The sequence below is a fragment of the Rheinheimera sp. genome, assembly GCF_036782235.1.
Lineage (GTDB): Bacteria > Pseudomonadota > Gammaproteobacteria > Enterobacterales > Alteromonadaceae > Pararheinheimera.
Genome location: NZ_DAIPZL010000001.1, coordinates 236,162 through 253,604, shown reverse-complemented (window position 1 = coordinate 253,604; position 17,443 = coordinate 236,162). Strand labels below are relative to the sequence as shown.

At 48.4% G+C, this 17,443-nt stretch carries 12 protein-coding genes; 11 read left to right on the top strand and 1 reads right to left on the bottom strand.

Annotated elements, in window-relative coordinates; translation table 11 throughout:
- Positions 1-3 precede the first annotated feature (3 nt).
- Positions 4-537, bottom strand: coding sequence for a retropepsin-like aspartic protease family protein (locus V7P87_RS01060; RefSeq protein ID WP_333795768.1), 534 nt, complete (start codon positions 535-537; stop codon positions 4-6).
- A 90-nt stretch (positions 538-627) separates the two neighbouring features.
- Between V7P87_RS01060 and ampD the strand changes: the two genes are divergently transcribed.
- The 11 genes from ampD to V7P87_RS01005 all read left to right on the top strand — a co-directional run bounded on the left by ampD (position 628) and on the right by V7P87_RS01005 (position 16,783).
- Positions 628-1,212 (top strand): 1,6-anhydro-N-acetylmuramyl-L-alanine amidase AmpD, encoded by a 585-nt coding sequence (gene ampD / locus V7P87_RS01055; RefSeq protein WP_333795767.1) that lies wholly within the window; start codon positions 628-630, stop codon positions 1,210-1,212.
- On the top strand, positions 1,209-2,282 hold the full coding sequence (ampE, locus tag V7P87_RS01050) for a regulatory signaling modulator protein AmpE (protein ID WP_333795766.1): 1,074 nt from the start codon (positions 1,209-1,211) through the stop codon (positions 2,280-2,282). The genes ampD and ampE overlap by 4 nt, the downstream gene beginning before the upstream one ends.
- Positions 2,283-2,635: 353 nt before the next feature.
- On the top strand, positions 2,636-3,394 hold the full coding sequence (gene pdhR, locus V7P87_RS01045; protein ID WP_260655553.1) for a pyruvate dehydrogenase complex transcriptional repressor PdhR: 759 nt from the start codon (positions 2,636-2,638) through the stop codon (positions 3,392-3,394).
- Positions 3,395-3,463: 69 nt separating this feature from the next.
- The gene (aceE, locus tag V7P87_RS01040; protein ID WP_333795765.1) at positions 3,464-6,130 is read left to right on the top strand and encodes a pyruvate dehydrogenase (acetyl-transferring), homodimeric type; all 2,667 of its coding nucleotides are present in this window, start codon (positions 3,464-3,466) and stop codon (positions 6,128-6,130) included.
- Between the two features lie 11 nt (positions 6,131-6,141).
- A complete protein-coding gene (aceF, locus tag V7P87_RS01035; RefSeq protein WP_333795764.1) occupies positions 6,142-7,764 on the top strand; it encodes a pyruvate dehydrogenase complex dihydrolipoyllysine-residue acetyltransferase in 1,623 nt (540 codons plus the stop codon).
- A gap of 155 nt (positions 7,765-7,919) precedes the next feature.
- The gene (gene lpdA / locus V7P87_RS01030; RefSeq protein ID WP_260655556.1) at positions 7,920-9,332 is read left to right on the top strand and encodes a dihydrolipoyl dehydrogenase; all 1,413 of its coding nucleotides are present in this window, start codon (positions 7,920-7,922) and stop codon (positions 9,330-9,332) included.
- Between the two features lie 208 nt (positions 9,333-9,540).
- Positions 9,541-11,622 (top strand): M13 family metallopeptidase, encoded by a 2,082-nt coding sequence (locus V7P87_RS01025; protein WP_333795763.1) that lies wholly within the window; start codon positions 9,541-9,543, stop codon positions 11,620-11,622.
- A gap of 280 nt (positions 11,623-11,902) precedes the next feature.
- Positions 11,903-14,500: a bifunctional aconitate hydratase 2/2-methylisocitrate dehydratase gene (acnB, locus tag V7P87_RS01020; protein WP_333795762.1), complete on the top strand. Its 2,598-nt coding sequence runs from the start codon at positions 11,903-11,905 to the stop codon at positions 14,498-14,500.
- A gap of 87 nt (positions 14,501-14,587) precedes the next feature.
- Positions 14,588-14,959 carry a YacL family protein gene (locus V7P87_RS01015; RefSeq protein ID WP_333795761.1) on the top strand — a complete coding sequence of 124 codons (372 nt, stop codon included), beginning with the start codon at positions 14,588-14,590 and terminating at the stop codon, positions 14,957-14,959.
- A 204-nt stretch (positions 14,960-15,163) separates the two neighbouring features.
- Complete coding sequence (locus V7P87_RS01010; RefSeq protein WP_260655559.1) at positions 15,164-15,502, top strand: P-II family nitrogen regulator; 339 nt, start codon at positions 15,164-15,166, stop codon at positions 15,500-15,502.
- A 9-nt stretch (positions 15,503-15,511) separates the two neighbouring features.
- Positions 15,512-16,783: an ammonium transporter gene (locus tag V7P87_RS01005; protein ID WP_333795760.1), complete on the top strand. Its 1,272-nt coding sequence runs from the start codon at positions 15,512-15,514 to the stop codon at positions 16,781-16,783.
- Positions 16,784-17,443: the final 660 nt, after the last annotated feature.

Here is a 17,443-nt window from a genome sequence, read left to right as displayed (position 1 = left end):
AAGTCAGTTTCTTTGTTTCAGTTGCAGTTGATTGGCCTGTTGCGCGAATTCTAAATGTTTTAACGCACTCATTCCTAGCAAAATCTCTGTGCCACCCCGGGTGGTGGTGAGGTTAGGCACTATGCTGGCCGGCAAATCGCGCAGCAGAATATCGCCAAGTTTCAGGCTGTTGATGTGACTTTGGTAAGCGGTGGTAACGCCATTGGCTGTGTTCACCTGATAAGGCTGGCCCTGTGGCATGCCCGTGCGTTTTGCCACTTCAGGGGACACTGCGACCACAGTGGCGCCAGTGTCGAGCAAAAACACCACATCCACCCCATTGAGCTGTAAGGTGCCGACATAATGGCCGCTTTGGTTACGGGTCAGAGTGACTTCGGCCTGGCCTTGTGCGTTGACCACAGATTGCACTTGCTGATTGGGGTTTAGCTTGTGGGCAATAGCCTCATCAAATAACAGGTAAATGACGGCCAGTACTAACAACCAGGCAATCAGGGCAAAACCTTTGCCGAGTTTGGCTGTGGGATCAGATGCTTGCATTGTATTCTTTTCGCGCTGACAATAGTTCAACAGCATAAACAGCGTGATCAACAATTGCAAAAGCCTTTATCAGCGCATACCGCCGCGCCGGTGCATACAATAACAAACTCTGAACTGCCAGCGCTGGTGCAGCGCCCCTGCAGTCATTTTGATGACAGGCCTGATGAAAATGACATCAGTTTATTGGTGATCCACAATATCAGCCTGCCACCCCGCCAGTTTAATACCCCTTATATTGACGACTTTTTTGGTGGCCGGCTGGATTGTTCGGCACATCCTTATTTTGCCCAATTGCAAGGTGTGCGGGTGTCAGCGCATTGTGTCATTTATCGGGATGGGCGTATCTGGCAATATGTGCCTTTTGCCAAAAGAGCCTGGCATGCCGGTGTCAGTCAGTTTCTTGGGCGGGAAAAATGTAATGATTTTTCGATTGGTATTGAACTGGAAGGCTGTGACGATGAAGCCTACACCGCAGCGCAGTATCAGGCGCTGACCGAACTTTGCTGGTATTTATTACAACAATACCCCAAGCTGCGTCCAACCCGTATTGTGGGTCACAGCGATATTGCGCCGGGACGCAAAACCGATCCAGGCCAGGCCTTTGACTGGCAAGGTTTTTTTCAGAAATTGGATGCGATGCAGCAACAAAGCTGCAAAAAGGAGAACCCGAAGTGACTTTGCTTAGTATGTTAATAGCTTTAATTGTGGAGCGCCTGGCCGTGCGCAGTCCGCAGTGGCAACTGGTTAGTTATGTACGGCCTTATTTAACTTATGCCAATAAAACACCTTTTTCTGCCTTCACCCAGCCACAGATTGGTTTATGGCTTTGGTGTTTGTTGCCTGCGCTGGCTGTAACGCTGCTGGTGCAACTGGTGGATTTTTGGTTATTCAGTTTGCTGGTCAATACCCTGGTGCTGCTGCTTTGTATGGGTTGCTGGCATTACCGTCAGTTGTACAAACAATATCTGAATGCTTCGGCAAGAGACGATCAGCAGGCGGCTTTTTTAACCATGCAGCAGCTGGAAACAGACGCAGGGATCAGTCAGTTGCAGTTGAGTTATGGCCAGCGCCTGGTGTGGCTGAACTTTAAATATTATGCCGCTGTGTTGTTCTGGTTTGCCATTCTTGGGGCTTTTGGTGCTCTTACTTATGCCATTTTGCGTTTGTTAAGCGAACCTGCCACTTATATCAAGGCAGCAGAAAGCAACAGCACGGCTGAGGAAATAACAAAGCCGCAGCAACAAGCGGCAGAACAGGTTGCCGATGCTGATTTTGCCCCTAATACCAACAGCACTGAAGATAAAGCGGTAGAGCAGTATGAAGCTGTTGATTCAGCAGCCAATACCGCAGCTGAAGCACAAACCGGCGCACAGCAGGATCTGCAGCAGCTAAAAGACCGTGCTGAGCAGCTCAGTCAAAGCATAGCCCTGCAACAAAGGTTAACTGCAGTAGCAAGCGACCTCAGCCACTGGGCGGACTGGTTACCGGCCCGGTTGTTTGGTCTTGGTTTTGCGCTGGTTGGACACTTTTCCCGTGCTTCCGCCATATTACTCAGTTACCTCGGTGACAGCAGCACCCCGGCAGGGCAAGTGTTGACCGATATTGCCAAAGCGGCCGAACCTTTGCCGGAGGAGCTGATAAACTGCAGCACTGAGAGTTGCTCCTTAGTGCAGCTTGCTAAACGTAATATTTTGTTTTTCCTTGCTTTAGTGGCCATTCTTACCCTGAGTGGTGCCTTGTCTTAATTTAATCAGCCTGCAGCCTTTGCTGCAGGCTGATCTCTTCACACTTGGCGACAGTGCGGCCTGCACACAGCGATTAACGCCGCTCTGAAATGGTCTGACCAATTCTGTTTTCTGGCTAATTCCCGGCTTTTTTAGAGTTTCAACTCTAGTTATTTGACCGCAAAGGCCAGCATAACTAGTAGGTTGAATTTACTTCAACTACGCTTTCTGTTACCTTATGGCCTGCATATGTAAATTGGTCTTACCAATTTACAATAAACACAAAAAAAGACCACGATAAGCACAGGCAATTCACAAAAAACGCTGTTGATAGCCCGTTTTTGCTGTGAAGCCGCTTATTGTCAGGGAAATGGATGAACACACTGAAAATCAAACCGGCCAAATTGTCAGATCGGATCGTTGAGCAGCTGGAGCATATGCTGCTTGAAGGTACTTTTACGCCCGGGCAAAAGTTACCCACTGAGCGTGAACTGGCCGAGCAGTTTGATGTATCCCGCCCCAGTCTGCGTGAAGCTTTGCAAAAAATGGAAGCCAAAGGTCTGGTCAGCCGTAAGCAGGGTGGTGGTACTTATGTCTGTGACAATCTGGTGGGTGGCCTGACTGACCCGTTATTTGAGCTGATTGGACGCCATCCAGAGTCACAGTTTGATTTACTGGAATTTCGTCACGCTTTAGAAGGTATTTGTGCTTATTACGCCGCATTGCGGGGCACCAGTGCCGATTTTGCCCAAATTAAACAAAGATATGATGAAATTTGTGCCGCGCAGCAACAGCAGGATTTAGACGCTGAAGCCAGGGCTGTCGGCAGTTTGTATTTAGCAGTCGCAGCAGCATCCCATAATGTGGTGTTGCTGCATCTGGTACGCGGCTTAACGCCGCTGGTGGAGCAGAATATCAAGCTGAACCTTGAGATTCTGCGGCAAAAAGACGGCATAGTGAGCCAGCTGAATTCACATCGGCAACGGTTAATGGAAGCGGTGATCAATGGTGAGCCGGAGCAAGCCCGGCAAGCCAGCAACAGCCATCTGGCCTTTATTGAAGAGGCTTTGCTGGAAGCCGACCGGGAACGCTCACGCCTTGCACGCTCGTTGCGCCGTTCACAAACGAACTAAAACGCAACGGTTTAACTTTTAATAAAACAGGGGTGGCCAAGGCAACTCCGGAATATAGGAAACATTGATATGTCTGAAGTCAGTAAGGTGGACATCGACGCGCTGGAAACCCAGGAATGGCTGGAAGCGCTTGAATCTGTCGTTCGCACTGAAGGTGTGGAGCGTGCACAGTTTCTGTTAGAACAGGTGCTGGAGCAAGCGCGCCTGGAAGGTGTGGACATGCCAACAGGCATAACCACCAACTATATCAATACCATTCCGCCGCAGCAGGAACCGGCTTATCCGGGTGATGTGAATCTGGAAAAACGCATCCGCTCAGTGATCCGCTGGAACGCTATTATGATAGTGCTGCGCGCCTCGAAAAAAGAGCTGGAGCTGGGTGGCCATATGGCGTCTTACCAGTCGTCTGCTGCTTTTTATGAAACCTGTTTTAACCACTTTTTCCGCGCGCCAAATGAAAAAGACGGTGGCGATTTAGTCTATTACCAGGGCCATATTTCCCCTGGTATTTACGCCCGTGCTTTTGTTGAAGGCCGTTTAACTGCAGATCAGCTGGACAACTTCCGTCAGGAAGTGGGTGGTGAAGGTTTATCCTCTTACCCGCATCCAAAACTGATGCCTGAATTCTGGCAGTTCCCGACTGTTTCTATGGGGTTAGGCCCAATCACCTCTATTTATCAGGCACGGTTTTTAAAATATTTAAATGGCCGTGGCTTAAAAGACACTTCGCAACAACGGGTGTATGCCTTTTTAGGTGACGGTGAGATGGACGAGCCGGAAAGCCGTGGTTCCTTGTCGTTTGCCGCACGGGAAAAACTGGACAACCTGTGTTTCCTGGTGAACTGTAACCTGCAGCGTCTTGATGGCCCAGTGATGGGGAACGGCAAAATTATTCAGGAACTGGAAGGTTTGTTCCGTGGTGCCGGCTGGAACGTGATTAAAGTGGTGTGGGGCAGTGGTTGGGACAAACTGCTGGCCAAAGACACTACAGGCAAGCTGTTACAGTTGATGAACGAAACTGTGGACGGTGACTACCAGACGTACAAAGCCAAAGATGGCGCTTATGTGCGTCAGCACTTCTTCGGCCGTTACCCGGAAACCGCAGCACTGGTTGCTGATATGACCGACGAAGAAATTTTTGCACTCAAACGTGGTGGCCATGAACCTTCAAAACTTTATGCTGCTTTTAAAGCTGCACAAGAGTGTAAAGGCCGCCCAACAGTGATCCTGGCCAAAACCATCAAAGGTTATGGTATGGGTGAAGCCGCTGAAGGCAAGAACATTGCCCACCAGGTGAAAAAAATGGACATGACCCATGTGCTGCAAATCCGCAAGCGCCTGAGTCTGGAAGACTACATCAGTGAAGAAGATGTGCAGTCTCTGCCTTATATCCAGCTGCCGGAAGGTTCACCTGAGCACAAGTACCTGCATGACCGTCGTGCAGCATTAAACGGTTACACGCCTGTGCGTTTACCAAACTTCACCAAGCCACTGACCTTACCAGAGTTACCGGCTTTTGAAGGCTTGCTGGAAGAGCAAAAACGTGAAATTTCTACCACTATGGCTTTTGTGCGTGGCTTAAATATTCTGCTGAAAGACGCTCATATCGGTCAGCAAATTGTGCCAATTATTGCCGACGAAGCCCGTACCTTTGGTATGGAAGGTTTGTTCCGTCAGATTGGTATTTATAACCCGCATGGCCAGACCTACACGCCGGAAGACCGCGCTATTGTTTCTTATTACAAAGAAGAAACTTCAGGTCAGGTATTGCAGGAAGGTATTAACGAACTGGGTGCTATGGCGTCCTGGGTTGCTGCTGCTACCTCGTACAGCACCAACGATCTGCCGATGATCCCGTTCTACATTTATTATTCGATGTTTGGTTTCCAACGGGTGGGTGATATGGCCTGGTTGGCGGGTGACCAGCAAGCCCGTGGTTTCCTGTTAGGCGCCACTGCCGGTCGTACCACCTTAAACGGCGAAGGTTTACAACACGAAGATGGCCACAGCCATATTCTGGCCGGCACAGTGCCAAACTGTATTTCATACGACCCAACCTATGCCTATGAATTAGCTGTGATTATGCAGGACGGTATCCGTCGTATGTATGGTCCGGCCCAGGAAAATATCTACTACTACATCACAGTGATGAACGAAAACTACCATCACCCGGCCATGCCAGTGGGGGCGGAAGAAGGCATTCGCCGTGGTATTTATAAATTGGAAAGCTTGTCTGGTAACAAGGCCAAGGTACAGCTGTTAGGCTCAGGCACTATTCTGAATGAAGTGCGCCGAGCTGCGGAAATCCTCAGTGAAGAATATGGCATTGCTTCTGATGTGTTCTCTGTGACTTCCTTTAACGAGTTGGCGCGTGATGGCCAAACCTGTGAACGTCACAATATGCTGCACCCGAATGAAGCAGAAAAAGTGCCGTTTATTGCGCAGGTACTGGGTAAAGCGCCGGTGATTGCCGCAACAGACTACATCAAAAACTACGCCGAACAGGTGCGCGCTTTTGTGCCGGCAGTTTCTTACAAAGTGCTGGGTACCGATGGTTTTGGTCGTTCTGACAGCCGCGAAAACCTGCGTCGTCACTTCGAAGTAAATGCCGGTTACATAGTTCTGGCATCACTGCGTGAACTGGCGAAACAAGGTGAAATTGACAAGCAGCTGGTGAGCGACGCCATAGTGCGTTTTGGCATCGACACCAACAAGCCGAACCCACTGTTCGCCTAAGAGGATTTGTAATGAGCATTGAAATTTTTGTACCAGATATTGGTGCCGATGAAGTTGAAGTGACAGAAGTGCTGGTGAAAGCCGGCGACAATGTGGCTGTTGACCAATCATTATTAAGTGTTGAAGGCGACAAAGCGGCGATGGAGGTTCCAGCACCTCAGGCCGGAGTGGTAAAAGAAGTGCGGGTCAAAGCCGGAGATAAAGTAAAAACCGGTTCGCTGATTATGGTATTTGAAGGTGCTGCAGCTCCTGCGCCTGTAGCAACGCCGGTTGCAGCAGCTGCACCAGCAGCGCCAGTTGCCACTGCGGCACCTGCTGCTGCCACTTTACAGGAAGTGAAAGTGCCGGATATCGGTGGCGACGCTGTGGAAGTTACTGAAATTATGGTGAAAGTGGGTGATGTGGTGAAAGCCGAACAGTCACTGCTCAACGTAGAAGGTGACAAAGCCGCCATGGAGGTACCAGCACCATTTGCCGGTACTGTGGCCGAAATTAAAGTCAAAGTGGGCGACAAAGTGTCCACTGGCTCTTTAGTGTTTGTGTTCTCTACTGGCGCTGCTGCGCCGGTAGCTACACCAGCACCAGCGCAAGCTGCTCCTGCTCCCGCTTCTGTCGCCGCAGCGCCTGCTCCGGCACCAGCTGTAGTTTCACCAGCCCCTTCTTTGGCTTCTGCAGCCAGCACAGGTTTTGTCGAAAATCAGGCTTATGCCCACGCATCGCCAGTGGTACGCCGCTTAGCGCGTGAGTTCGGCGTTGATTTATCCAAAGTGACTGGCACGGCGCGTAAAGGCCGGGTGCAGCGTGAAGACGTGCAAAATTATGTGAAAAACATTATTGCGCAGGTCACTTCAGGCAAAGGTCAGGTGACCGGCAGTGGCAACAGTGTTGGTTTTGATTTGATCCCATGGCCAAAAGTAGATTTCAGTAAATTTGGCGCTGTGGAAGAAAAACCACTGTCGCGTATTCAGAAGTTATCGGGCAGCAACCTGCACCGTAACTGGGTCCGTATTCCGCATGTCACCCAGTTTGATGAAGCCGATATCACAGGTTTGGAAGAATTCCGCAAAGAGCAGAACGCGCTTGCGGAGAAGAAAAAACTTGGCGTCAAATACACACCGCTGGTGTTTATTATGAAAGCGGCAGCCAAAGCGCTGGAAGAGTTCCCAACCTTTAACAGCTCACTTTCTGAAGATGGCGCCAGCCTCATTCTGAAGAAATACGTGCACTTAGGCATCGCAGTCGACACACCAAACGGCTTAGTAGTGCCTGTTGTGCGCGACGTAAACAAAAAAGGCATTATTGAACTGTCGCGTGAATTGCAGGACATTTCTGCCAAAGCCCGCGAAGGCAAACTGACCGCTGCTGATATGCAGGGTGGCTGTTTTACCATCTCCAGCTTAGGTGGCATTGGCGGTACGGCGTTCACGCCTATCGTCAACGCGCCGGAAGTGGCCATTTTGGGCGTGTCTAAATCTGACATCAAACCAAAATGGAACGGCAAAGAGTTTGAACCAAGGCTGATGGTGCCGTTGTCAGTGTCTTACGATCACCGGGTGATTGACGGTGCACTGGCGGCGCGTTTTACCGCAACACTGGCTTCTTATCTGGCCGATATCCGCCAGATCATTATGTAAATGACGCAGGTTAGCGCAGATAAAAGGGCGCTAACCTGCAAATCTTGGTTACAGAGCGGCGGCACTGATGTTAAAATTCCGCCACTTTTTTCGCCTGACAGCCGCACCCTACATTTGGCTGTTGGAAAATCGCCCCGATAATCAAAGGTAATACGATGAGCAACGAAATCAAAACACAAGTAGTGGTACTGGGCGCTGGCCCTGGTGGTTATTCTGCAGCCTTCCGCGCCGCTGACTTAGGTCTGGAAGTGACTTTAGTTGAAGCACGCAGCACACTTGGTGGTGTTTGTTTAAACGTCGGTTGTATCCCTTCAAAAGCTTTATTACATGTGGCCAAAGTCATTGACGATGCCCGTGAAATGGCTTCACACGGTGTCACTTTTGGTGCACCACAAATTGATTTAGACAAAATCCGCGCCTGGAAAGACAAAGTGGTTGGTCAGCTGACCAACGGTCTGGCCGGCATGTCAAAAATGCGCAAAGTCAAAGTAGTGACTGGTTACGGTAAATTCACTGGCCCAAATACCCTGGTCGCCGGCGATACTACTATCACTTTTGAACACGCTATTATCGCCGCAGGTTCTGAGCCGGTTGCACTGCCATTTATTCCAAAAGATGACCCACGTGTCATCGATTCTACCGGCGCTTTAGAGCTGAAAGACATTCCTGGTGAAATGCTGGTATTAGGTGGTGGTATCATCGGTCTGGAAATGGGTACTGTGTACCGTGCGCTGGGCTCAAAAGTATCTGTGGTTGAGTTTGCTGATCAGCTGGTTCCGGCTGCTGATGCGGATTTAGTGAAGGTTTACACTAAATACAACAAAGACAACTTCAACATCATGCTGTCAACCAAAGTGACTGCTGTTGAAGCCAAAGCTGACGGTTTATATGTGACTTTTGAAGGCAAAAACGCACCGGCTTCTCCGGTTCGTTACGACAAAATTTTAGTGGCTGTAGGTCGTCGTCCAAACGGCGCCCTGTTAGATGCTGCTAAAGCTGGTGTCAACGTAGACGAGCGTGGTTTTATTAATGTTGATAAACAACTGCGTACCAACGTTGGCCACATTTATGCCATCGGTGACGTGATTGGTCAGCCAATGCTGGCGCACAAAGCAGTCCACGAAGGCCATGTGGCGGCTGAAGTGATTTCTGGCCTGAAGCATTTCTTCGACCCACGTTGCATTCCTTCAGTGGCTTACACAGATCCAGAAATGGCCTGGGTAGGCATCACTGAAAAAGAAGCCAAAGAAAAAGGTATTGCTGTTGATACTGCCACTTTCCCATGGGCAGCTTCTGGCCGTGCCATCGCTTCAGCCCGCACTGAAGGTTTCACTAAGTTAATTTTCGACAAAGAAACGCACCGTATTCTGGGTGGCGCTATTGTGGGTATCAACGCCGGTGAAATGCTGGGTGAAATTTGTTTAGCGGTTGAAATGGGTGCAGATGCTGAAGACATCGCGCTGACTATTCATGCTCACCCAACACTGAACGAATCTATTGGTTTAGCTGCTGAGATTTACGAAGGTTCAATCACTGACCTGCCAAACCCAAAAGCAAAAAAGAAATAATTTTCTGATTTAGCTTGGAAAAACAAAGGCCGCATTGCGGCCTTTGTTGTTTTTGGCTGCCGGACTAATTTTGGCGTTTTGAGCAGATGCAGCAAAGTTGTCGCATTCTGTTACAACTTGTGTAAAGACTTCATTGTGTAGTTGCTAATGAAGCTTTAGTATATTTCCCGAGATTGTATTCCCGTCCCTCCAATCAGGAAAAACACCAATGAAAAAAATTACCCTGCTGGCGGCCAGTGTAGCGCTGGCACTTGGTTTAGTGGCTTGTGACAAAGCCCCACAAGCACCGGCCACAACTGCCGCACCAGAAGTAACAGCTGCAGAGCCCGCAAAAACTCTAGTCTCTGGCGTTGAAACTGAAAACTTCGACCCAGCCGTAAAACACACCGAAAACTTCTTTTACAGTGTGAATGGCACCTGGCTTGCCAAAACTGAAATTCCTGCTGATAAGTCTAACTATGGTGCTTTCACCAAGTTATACGACGACTCTCAACTGGCGATGCGCACTATCATTGAAGCCGCAGCTGCCAAAACTGACAAAGTAGCCGGTTCTGACGAGCAAAAACTGGGTGACTTTTACAACAGCTACATGAACGAAGCTGCCATTGAAGCTCTGGGTGCCAAGCCTATTGAAGCCGATTTAGCTAAAATTGCTGCGGTAAAAGATTTAACTGAACTTGCAACCTTAATGGGTGAGCTGCAGTTGATTGGTACTTCGTTGCCATTTGGCTGGTATGTCAACAACGACGCTAAAAACTCAACTCAGTATGCAGTGTATTTAGGTCAGTCAGGTCTGGGTTTACCGGATCGTGACTACTACTTCAAAGACGAAGAAAAATTCAAAACCATTCGTGCTGCTTATGTGAGCTATATCAAAGATATGCTGACGCTGGCTGGCGTGGCAGATGCAGAAAAAGCAGCTGAACGCGTGATGGCGCTGGAAACCAAGATTGCGGAAAAACACTGGAGCCGTGTTGAAAACCGCGATGCTGACAAAACTTATAACAAGTTTGCCAAAGCAGATTTAGTCAAAACTTTAGGTGATTTCCCATGGGATGCTTACGCTAAAGCGGTGAAACTGGATGGTGCCAGCGAACTGATTGTGTCGCAGCCAAGCTACTTTGAGGCCTTTGGCAAAATTTATAAAGAAACTGATCTGCAAAGTTGGAAAGATTATTTATCTATCCGCTTAGTATCTGAATATTCAGGCAAATTAAGCAAAAACTTTGTCGATCGTCAGTTCGATTTTTACGGCAAAACTTTATCTGGCACCACAGAACAACAACCTCGCTGGAAAAAAGCCGTGAACGCTTCTGATGAAGTATTAGGTGAAGTAGTGGGTAAACTCTATGTAGCAGAACACTTTAAACCAGAAGCCAAAGCGCGGATGGAAGTGCTGGTACAGAACCTGATTAAAGCTTACCACCAGAGCATTGATACACTGGAATGGATGACGCCGGAAACGAAAAAAGCGGCGCATGAAAAGCTGAATAAATTTACACCAAAAATCGGTTACCCGGACAAGTGGAAAGACTATTCCAACCTGAGCATCAAAGCTGACGATCTGGTGGGCAACTACAAAGCGGCTGCCCAGTTTGCTTATCAGGAAATGCTGAACAAACTGGGCAAGCCCATTGACCGTTCAGAATGGTTTATGACACCACAAACGGTAAATGCGTATTACAACCCGGTAAACAATGAAATTGTGTTCCCTGCAGCTATTTTGCAACCTCCGTTTTTTAATCTGGAAGCCGACGATGCGGTGAACTACGGTGGTATCGGTGCTGTGATTGGTCACGAATTGGGCCATGGTTTTGATGATCAGGGTGCGAAGTTTGACGGTGACGGTAACCTGCGTAACTGGTGGACAGACGCTGACAAAACTGAGTTTGAAAAACGCGGCAAACAGTTGGTTGAGCAGTACAACCAATATTCACCACTGGAAGGCATGCACGTGAACGGCGAGCTGACCTTAGGTGAAAACATTGGTGACTTAGGCGGTTTAACTGTCGCGTTAAAAGCTTATAAACTGTCGCTGGAAGGCAAAGAAGCGCCTGTGATCGACGGTTTTACCGGCGAACAACGTTTCTTCTTAAGCTGGTCTCAGGTATGGCGTCGTAAAGGCCGGGAAGAATACCTGCGCAACATGCTGTTGACCGATCCACATTCGCCAAGCGAATACCGTGTCATTGGTATTGTGTCCAACATTCCTGAGTTTTATACCGCTTTTGACGTGAAAGAAGGCGACAAAATGTATATTGCACCGGAAAAACGCGTGAAAATCTGGTAATCCGGTGTTGCTGCAGGGGTCTGCAGTAGCAACCATCTGATAAAAGGCCGCTTTGCGGCCTTTTTGCTATTTGTTCCTGGTGCAAAACAGCGGACGAATTTATATTCTCAAGCGCTGTTTAAAACGCTATCATCATTCACCAGACTTATACCCACTATAAGCCCAGCTGCTTATACTTGCATGTCAATTCAGGCATTTTTTTCTTATAATCCAGCCTGTTTAGATTCGACTGAAAACCGCTGTAATACAGGTTGCAGTGGACCAACCAGAGGACATTACTGTGCTTCAACAATACCGTGAACATGTGGCCGAACGCGCCGCTCAGGGCATTCCTCCACTGCCATTAAATGCAGAGCAAGTGGCATCATTAACCGAATTATTAAAAAATCCACCAAAAGGCGAAGAAGCTTTTCTGGTTGATTTGTTAGAAAACCGTATCCCACCAGGGGTTGACGAAGCTGCTTATGTGAAAGCAGGCTTTTTAACTGCCATTGCTAAAGGCGAGGCGGTGAGCCCACTGGTGACGCCTGAGCGTGCGACTGAACTGTTAGGCACCATGTTTGGTGGTTACAACATCCAGCCGATGATTGACCTGCTGGATAATCCACAATTAGGCGCATTAGCAGCCAAAGGTTTGTCTCACACGCTGTTGATGTTTGATTCTTTCCATGACGTCAAAGAAAAAGCCGACGCTGGTAATGCTCACGCCAAAGCTGTAATGCAAAGCTGGGCTGACGCTGAATGGTTCACCAGCAAGCCTGCTATCCCTGAAAAAATCACAGTGACTGTATTTAAAGTTACAGGCGAAACCAACACTGACGATTTATCACCGGCACCTGATGCATGGTCACGCCCTGATATTCCTCTGCACGCTTTAGCCATGCTGAAAAACGTGCGTGATGGTATTGAGCCGGATGTTCCTGGTTCTAAAGGCCCGGTGAAACAAATTGAAGCGCTGATCGCCAAAGGTTTCCCACTGGCTTATGTGGGTGATGTGGTTGGTACTGGTTCAAGCCGTAAATCTGCCACCAACTCAGTGTTGTGGTTTATGGGTGAAGATATGCCATTTGTACCAAACAAACGCACCGGTGGTGTTTGTTTAGGTGGCAAAATCGCGCCAATTTTCTTCAACACCATGGAAGACTCAGGTTCATTACCTATCGAATTAGATGTGTCTAAGATGAACATGGGTGATGTGATCGACATTTTCCCACATCAGGGTGTGGTAAAACGCCATGGCACTGAGGAAGTGATTTCTACTTTTGAACTGCGCTCTAACGTATTGCTGGATGAAGTGCGTGCCGGCGGTCGTATTCCCCTGATCATCGGTCGTGGTTTAACGGACAAAGCCCGTGAAGCTATGGGTCTTTCGCATTCAACCGTATTCCAGCGTCCTGCTGTGACTGAAGTCAGCAACAAAGGCTTCACTTTAGCTCAGAAGTTGGTGGGTAAAGCTTGTGGCGTGAAAGGTATTCGTCCAGGCCAATACTGTGAACCAAAAATGACCACAGTAGGCTCACAAGACACCACAGGTCCTATGACCCGTGATGAATTAAAAGACCTGGCTTGTTTAGGTTTTTCTGCGGATTTAGTGATGCAGTCTTTCTGTCACACAGCCGCTTATCCAAAACCGGTTGACGTAAACACCCACCACACACTGCCAGACTTTATTATGAACCGCGGTGGTATTTCGCTGCGTCCGGGTGATGGTGTAATCCACAGCTGGTTAAACCGTATGTTGTTACCAGACACTGTAGGCACTGGTGGTGACTCACATACGCGTTTCCCACTGGGTATTTCTTTCCCGGCAGGTTCTGGTTTAGTGGCTTTTGCTGCCGCAACAGGTGTAATGCCACTGGATATGCCAGAGTCCGTGCTGGTGCGTTTTAAAGGTGAAATGCAGCCTGGTATCACACTGCGTGACTTAGTGCATGCCATTCCTTATTACGCCATCAAGCAAGGTTTGCTGACGGTGGAGAAAAAAGGCAAGGTTAATATCTTCTCTGGCCGCGTGCTGGAAATCGAAGGTCTGGAGCAGTTAACTGCTGAGCAAGCCTTTGAATTGTCAGATGCTTCTGCTGAGCGTTCAGCAGCAGGTTGTACCATCACTTTATCTGAAGCTTCAGTGCGCGAGTACCTGGAGTCGAACATTGTGATGCTCAAGTGGATGATCGCTGAAGGTTACGGTGATGTACGCACCATCGAGCGCCGTATCAATGCCATGGAAGCCTGGCTTGCCAATCCAAAACTGGAACGTGCTGATGCCGATGCTGAATATGCAGCTGTGATTGAAATTGATCTGGCCGATATTAAAGAGCCAATTCTGTGTGCGCCAAATGATCCGGACGACGCACGTTTATTATCACAAGTTGCAGGCGACAAGATCGACGAAGTCTTTATCGGCTCCTGTATGACCAACATCGGCCACTTCCGCGCTGCCGGTAAGCTGCTCGACAAGTTCAAAGGCCAGATCCCAACCCGTCTGTGGATTGCACCACCGACCAAGATGGATAAAGATCAGCTGACCGAAGAAGGTTATTACGGTATTTATGGTCGTGTGGGCGCCCGTATTGAGATCCCGGGTTGTTCACTCTGTATGGGTAACCAGGCTCGTGTAGGCGACAACACCACAGTGGTTTCTACCTCTACCCGTAACTTCCCGAACCGTTTAGGTCAGGGCGCGAACGTGTATCTGGCGTCTGCTGAATTAGCTGCTGTTGCGTCTATTATTGGCCGTCTGCCAACAGTGCCTGAATATCTGGAATATGCAAAACAGATTGAAACCACTGCGGCTGACACATACCGTTATCTGAACTTCCATCAGATGCCACAATATACCAAAGTGGCTTCAAATGTGATTGTGCAGCAAGCTGTATAACAGCGGTTGAGTTGTACAACAGAGGCCCGCTTTGCGGGCCTCTTTGTTTTTGGCGTTGGCGGTCGTGCTCAAAACAGAGGTGTAACTGTGGAATTTGACTTTATTTATCTGCCCGACAGCAGGCGTTATTTGCTGAAGCTGCCGATGGAGCAGCATGCGCTGCAGCGGTTTTTGCTGGATGAATTTGAGCGGACTGCGCAGGCTTATCAGCCATTGTTGGAACAATTAAAAAACGTTGGTCCCTACACTGAATATCAGTTTGAAGGGCGCGAATACATTTTAAGAATAGAGCGGCAGGAAGTGTTGGTGTATCACCATAGTGTGGGGCAGTTTGACGAGCCTGATGCTGAACTGGAAGCCGAGCTCACCACAGACGATGCCAGCTTAATGGCTGAATGTGGCCTGGAAGATTTCATTCATTTACTCAGTGAATGGCAAAAGTTTTTACCCAAAAAATAAACGCCAACCATTTTATCGACTGCACTTTGGCAGGGAAATGACGCACCGACTTGGTGCGTTTTTTTGTGCATGCATTTGCTATTTAGTTTAACTATATGAATTAAAACAAATAAAAAACATGGCACAAGGTTTTCTTATCCTTATTGCAACTGCAACAAGAGCTGGTCTGGTTTGCGCCCGGCCCAACCAACAAGGATAACTGTTATGAAACTGGTATGTGCCATTATCAAGCCATTTAAGCTTGACGATGTCCGTGAAGCCATCGCGGACATTGGAATTGAAGGTCTGACGGTCACTGAAGTCAAAGGCTTTGGCCGGCAAAAAGGCCACACCGAATTATATCGTGGAGCTGAATATCAGGTGGATTTCCTGCCTAAAGTGAAGCTCGAAATTGCCACCCTGGATGAGAATGTTGACCGCTTATTACAAGCCATTCAAACCGCGGCACACACTGGCCGCATCGGCGACGGCAAAATTTTTGTTTACGATCTGGAGCAGGTGATCCGGATCCGCACTGGTGAAATGGACTCAGAAGCCATCTAGGAGTAGCTCATGCAAGAACAAATTTATCATTTACAGTTTGCGATCGACACTTTTTACTTTTTAGTTTGTGGCGCTTTGGTGATGTGGATGGCGGCTGGTTTTGCCATGCTGGAATCCGGTTTGGTGCGGGCGAAGAACACCACTGAAATTCTGACCAAAAATTTTGCACTTTATGCCATTGCCTGCCTGATGTATCTGGTATGTGGTTATCAGTTTATGTACGGCGGTGGTTTTTTCTTAACCGGCATTGAAGCTATGGATGTCGATGCGACTCTGGCAGGTTTTGCCGAACGTGAAAATGGCTTTACCGGTAAAGCTATTTACTCCAAAGCATCCGACTTTTTCTTTCAGGTGGTCTTTGTCGCAACAGCCATGTCTATTGTGTCTGGCGCTGTGGCCGAACGGATGAAACTCTGGGCATTTTTTGCTTTTGCAGTGGTGATGTGTGGTTTTATCTACCCAATAGAAGGCTCCTGGACCTGGGGCGGTCAGTCGGTATTTGGTTTGTACACTCTTGCTGACCATGGTTTTTCCGATTTTGCTGGCTCAGGTATTGTGCATTTAGCCGGTGCCGCAGCTGCGCTCGCCGGGGTGTTACTGCTTGGCGCTCGTAAAGGCAAATACGGCAAAGACGGCAAAGCGCACGCATTCCCCGGATGTAATATGCCAATGGCTACTTTAGGTACCTTAATTCTGTGGATGGGCTGGTTCGGTTTTAATGGCGGCTCTATGTTAAAGCTGGCAGATATTGGCAATGCGCATGGCGTTGCTATGGTGTTTGTAAACACCAACGCTGCCGCCGTTGGTGGTGCGCTGGCATCTTTAGTTGTTGCGATGTTGTTGTTCCGTAAAGCAGATTTAACCATGGTGCTGAACGGTGCTTTGGCTGGTCTGGTGGCGATTACAGCAGAACCTTCAACACCAACACCACTACAGGCCACCATTTTTGGTGCTGTGGCTGGGGTAATTGTCGTGGCAGCTATTGTTGCGCTGGATAAACTGAAAATTGACGACCCTGTAGGTGCTATTTCTGTGCATGGTGTTGTCGGTCTATTTGGTTTGTTGATTGTGCCTCTGACCAAAGATTCAGCTTCTTTCAGTGGCCAGTTGCTGGGTGCCGCCACCATCTTTGTCTGGGTTTTTGTCACCAGTCTGGTGGTTTGGTATGTACTGAAGCTGACCATGGGGATCCGTGTCAGTGAGCAAGAAGAATATGATGGTGTCGACCGTTCAGAGTGTGGCATTGAAGCTTATCCTGAATTTGTTTCATCATCCAAGTAAGCAGTCTGGCAGGTTCGGTGGGGGCCTGCCGGAAGCGGTTTGCAAAGTGTGTAGCCTGATATTGCAGCACACTTCGCAAACGAACCCGACCCACTAAGTCGTCTATCCTTGTCCTTTGTCTTTATCAGACAACCCCGTAGGTTTTTTTACTTACGGGGTTTTTTCATGCACTGGCTGTTTTTCGCCTGATTTTTGTGTGCTGAGTTAATGTAGCAGTTCATTTCTTAGTCGAATAGCCGAAAAACAACAGCTGAAAATATTTCATGCATCGGCCATCATCTATCTGCCAGATGAAGCACGACAAAGTTTGCTGAGTGGTTTGCCAACTAAATTTCTGCAGTAACAGCACAGTAAAAAGCATCATCAGAGTGAGAAATAAAGAGGCGTAAAAAGGAAGGCCGCACTATAAAGTGCGGCCACCATAAGACTTTTTTCAATATCCGTATTGCAGCCCTCTCGGGCTTTTTCATCCCTGACTCCTTGCGGAGTTCAAACGCGCTGTGAAGGTTTTAACATCCATGCTACGTAAAACACTGCCATCGCAGCGTATTACCTCAGCTCATCCTGAGCGTCCACTGTCCTTATTAAAATCATCCTGATTTTAAAGCTCATCCTGAGCGTCCACTGTCCTTATTAAAATCATCCTGATTTTAAAGCTCA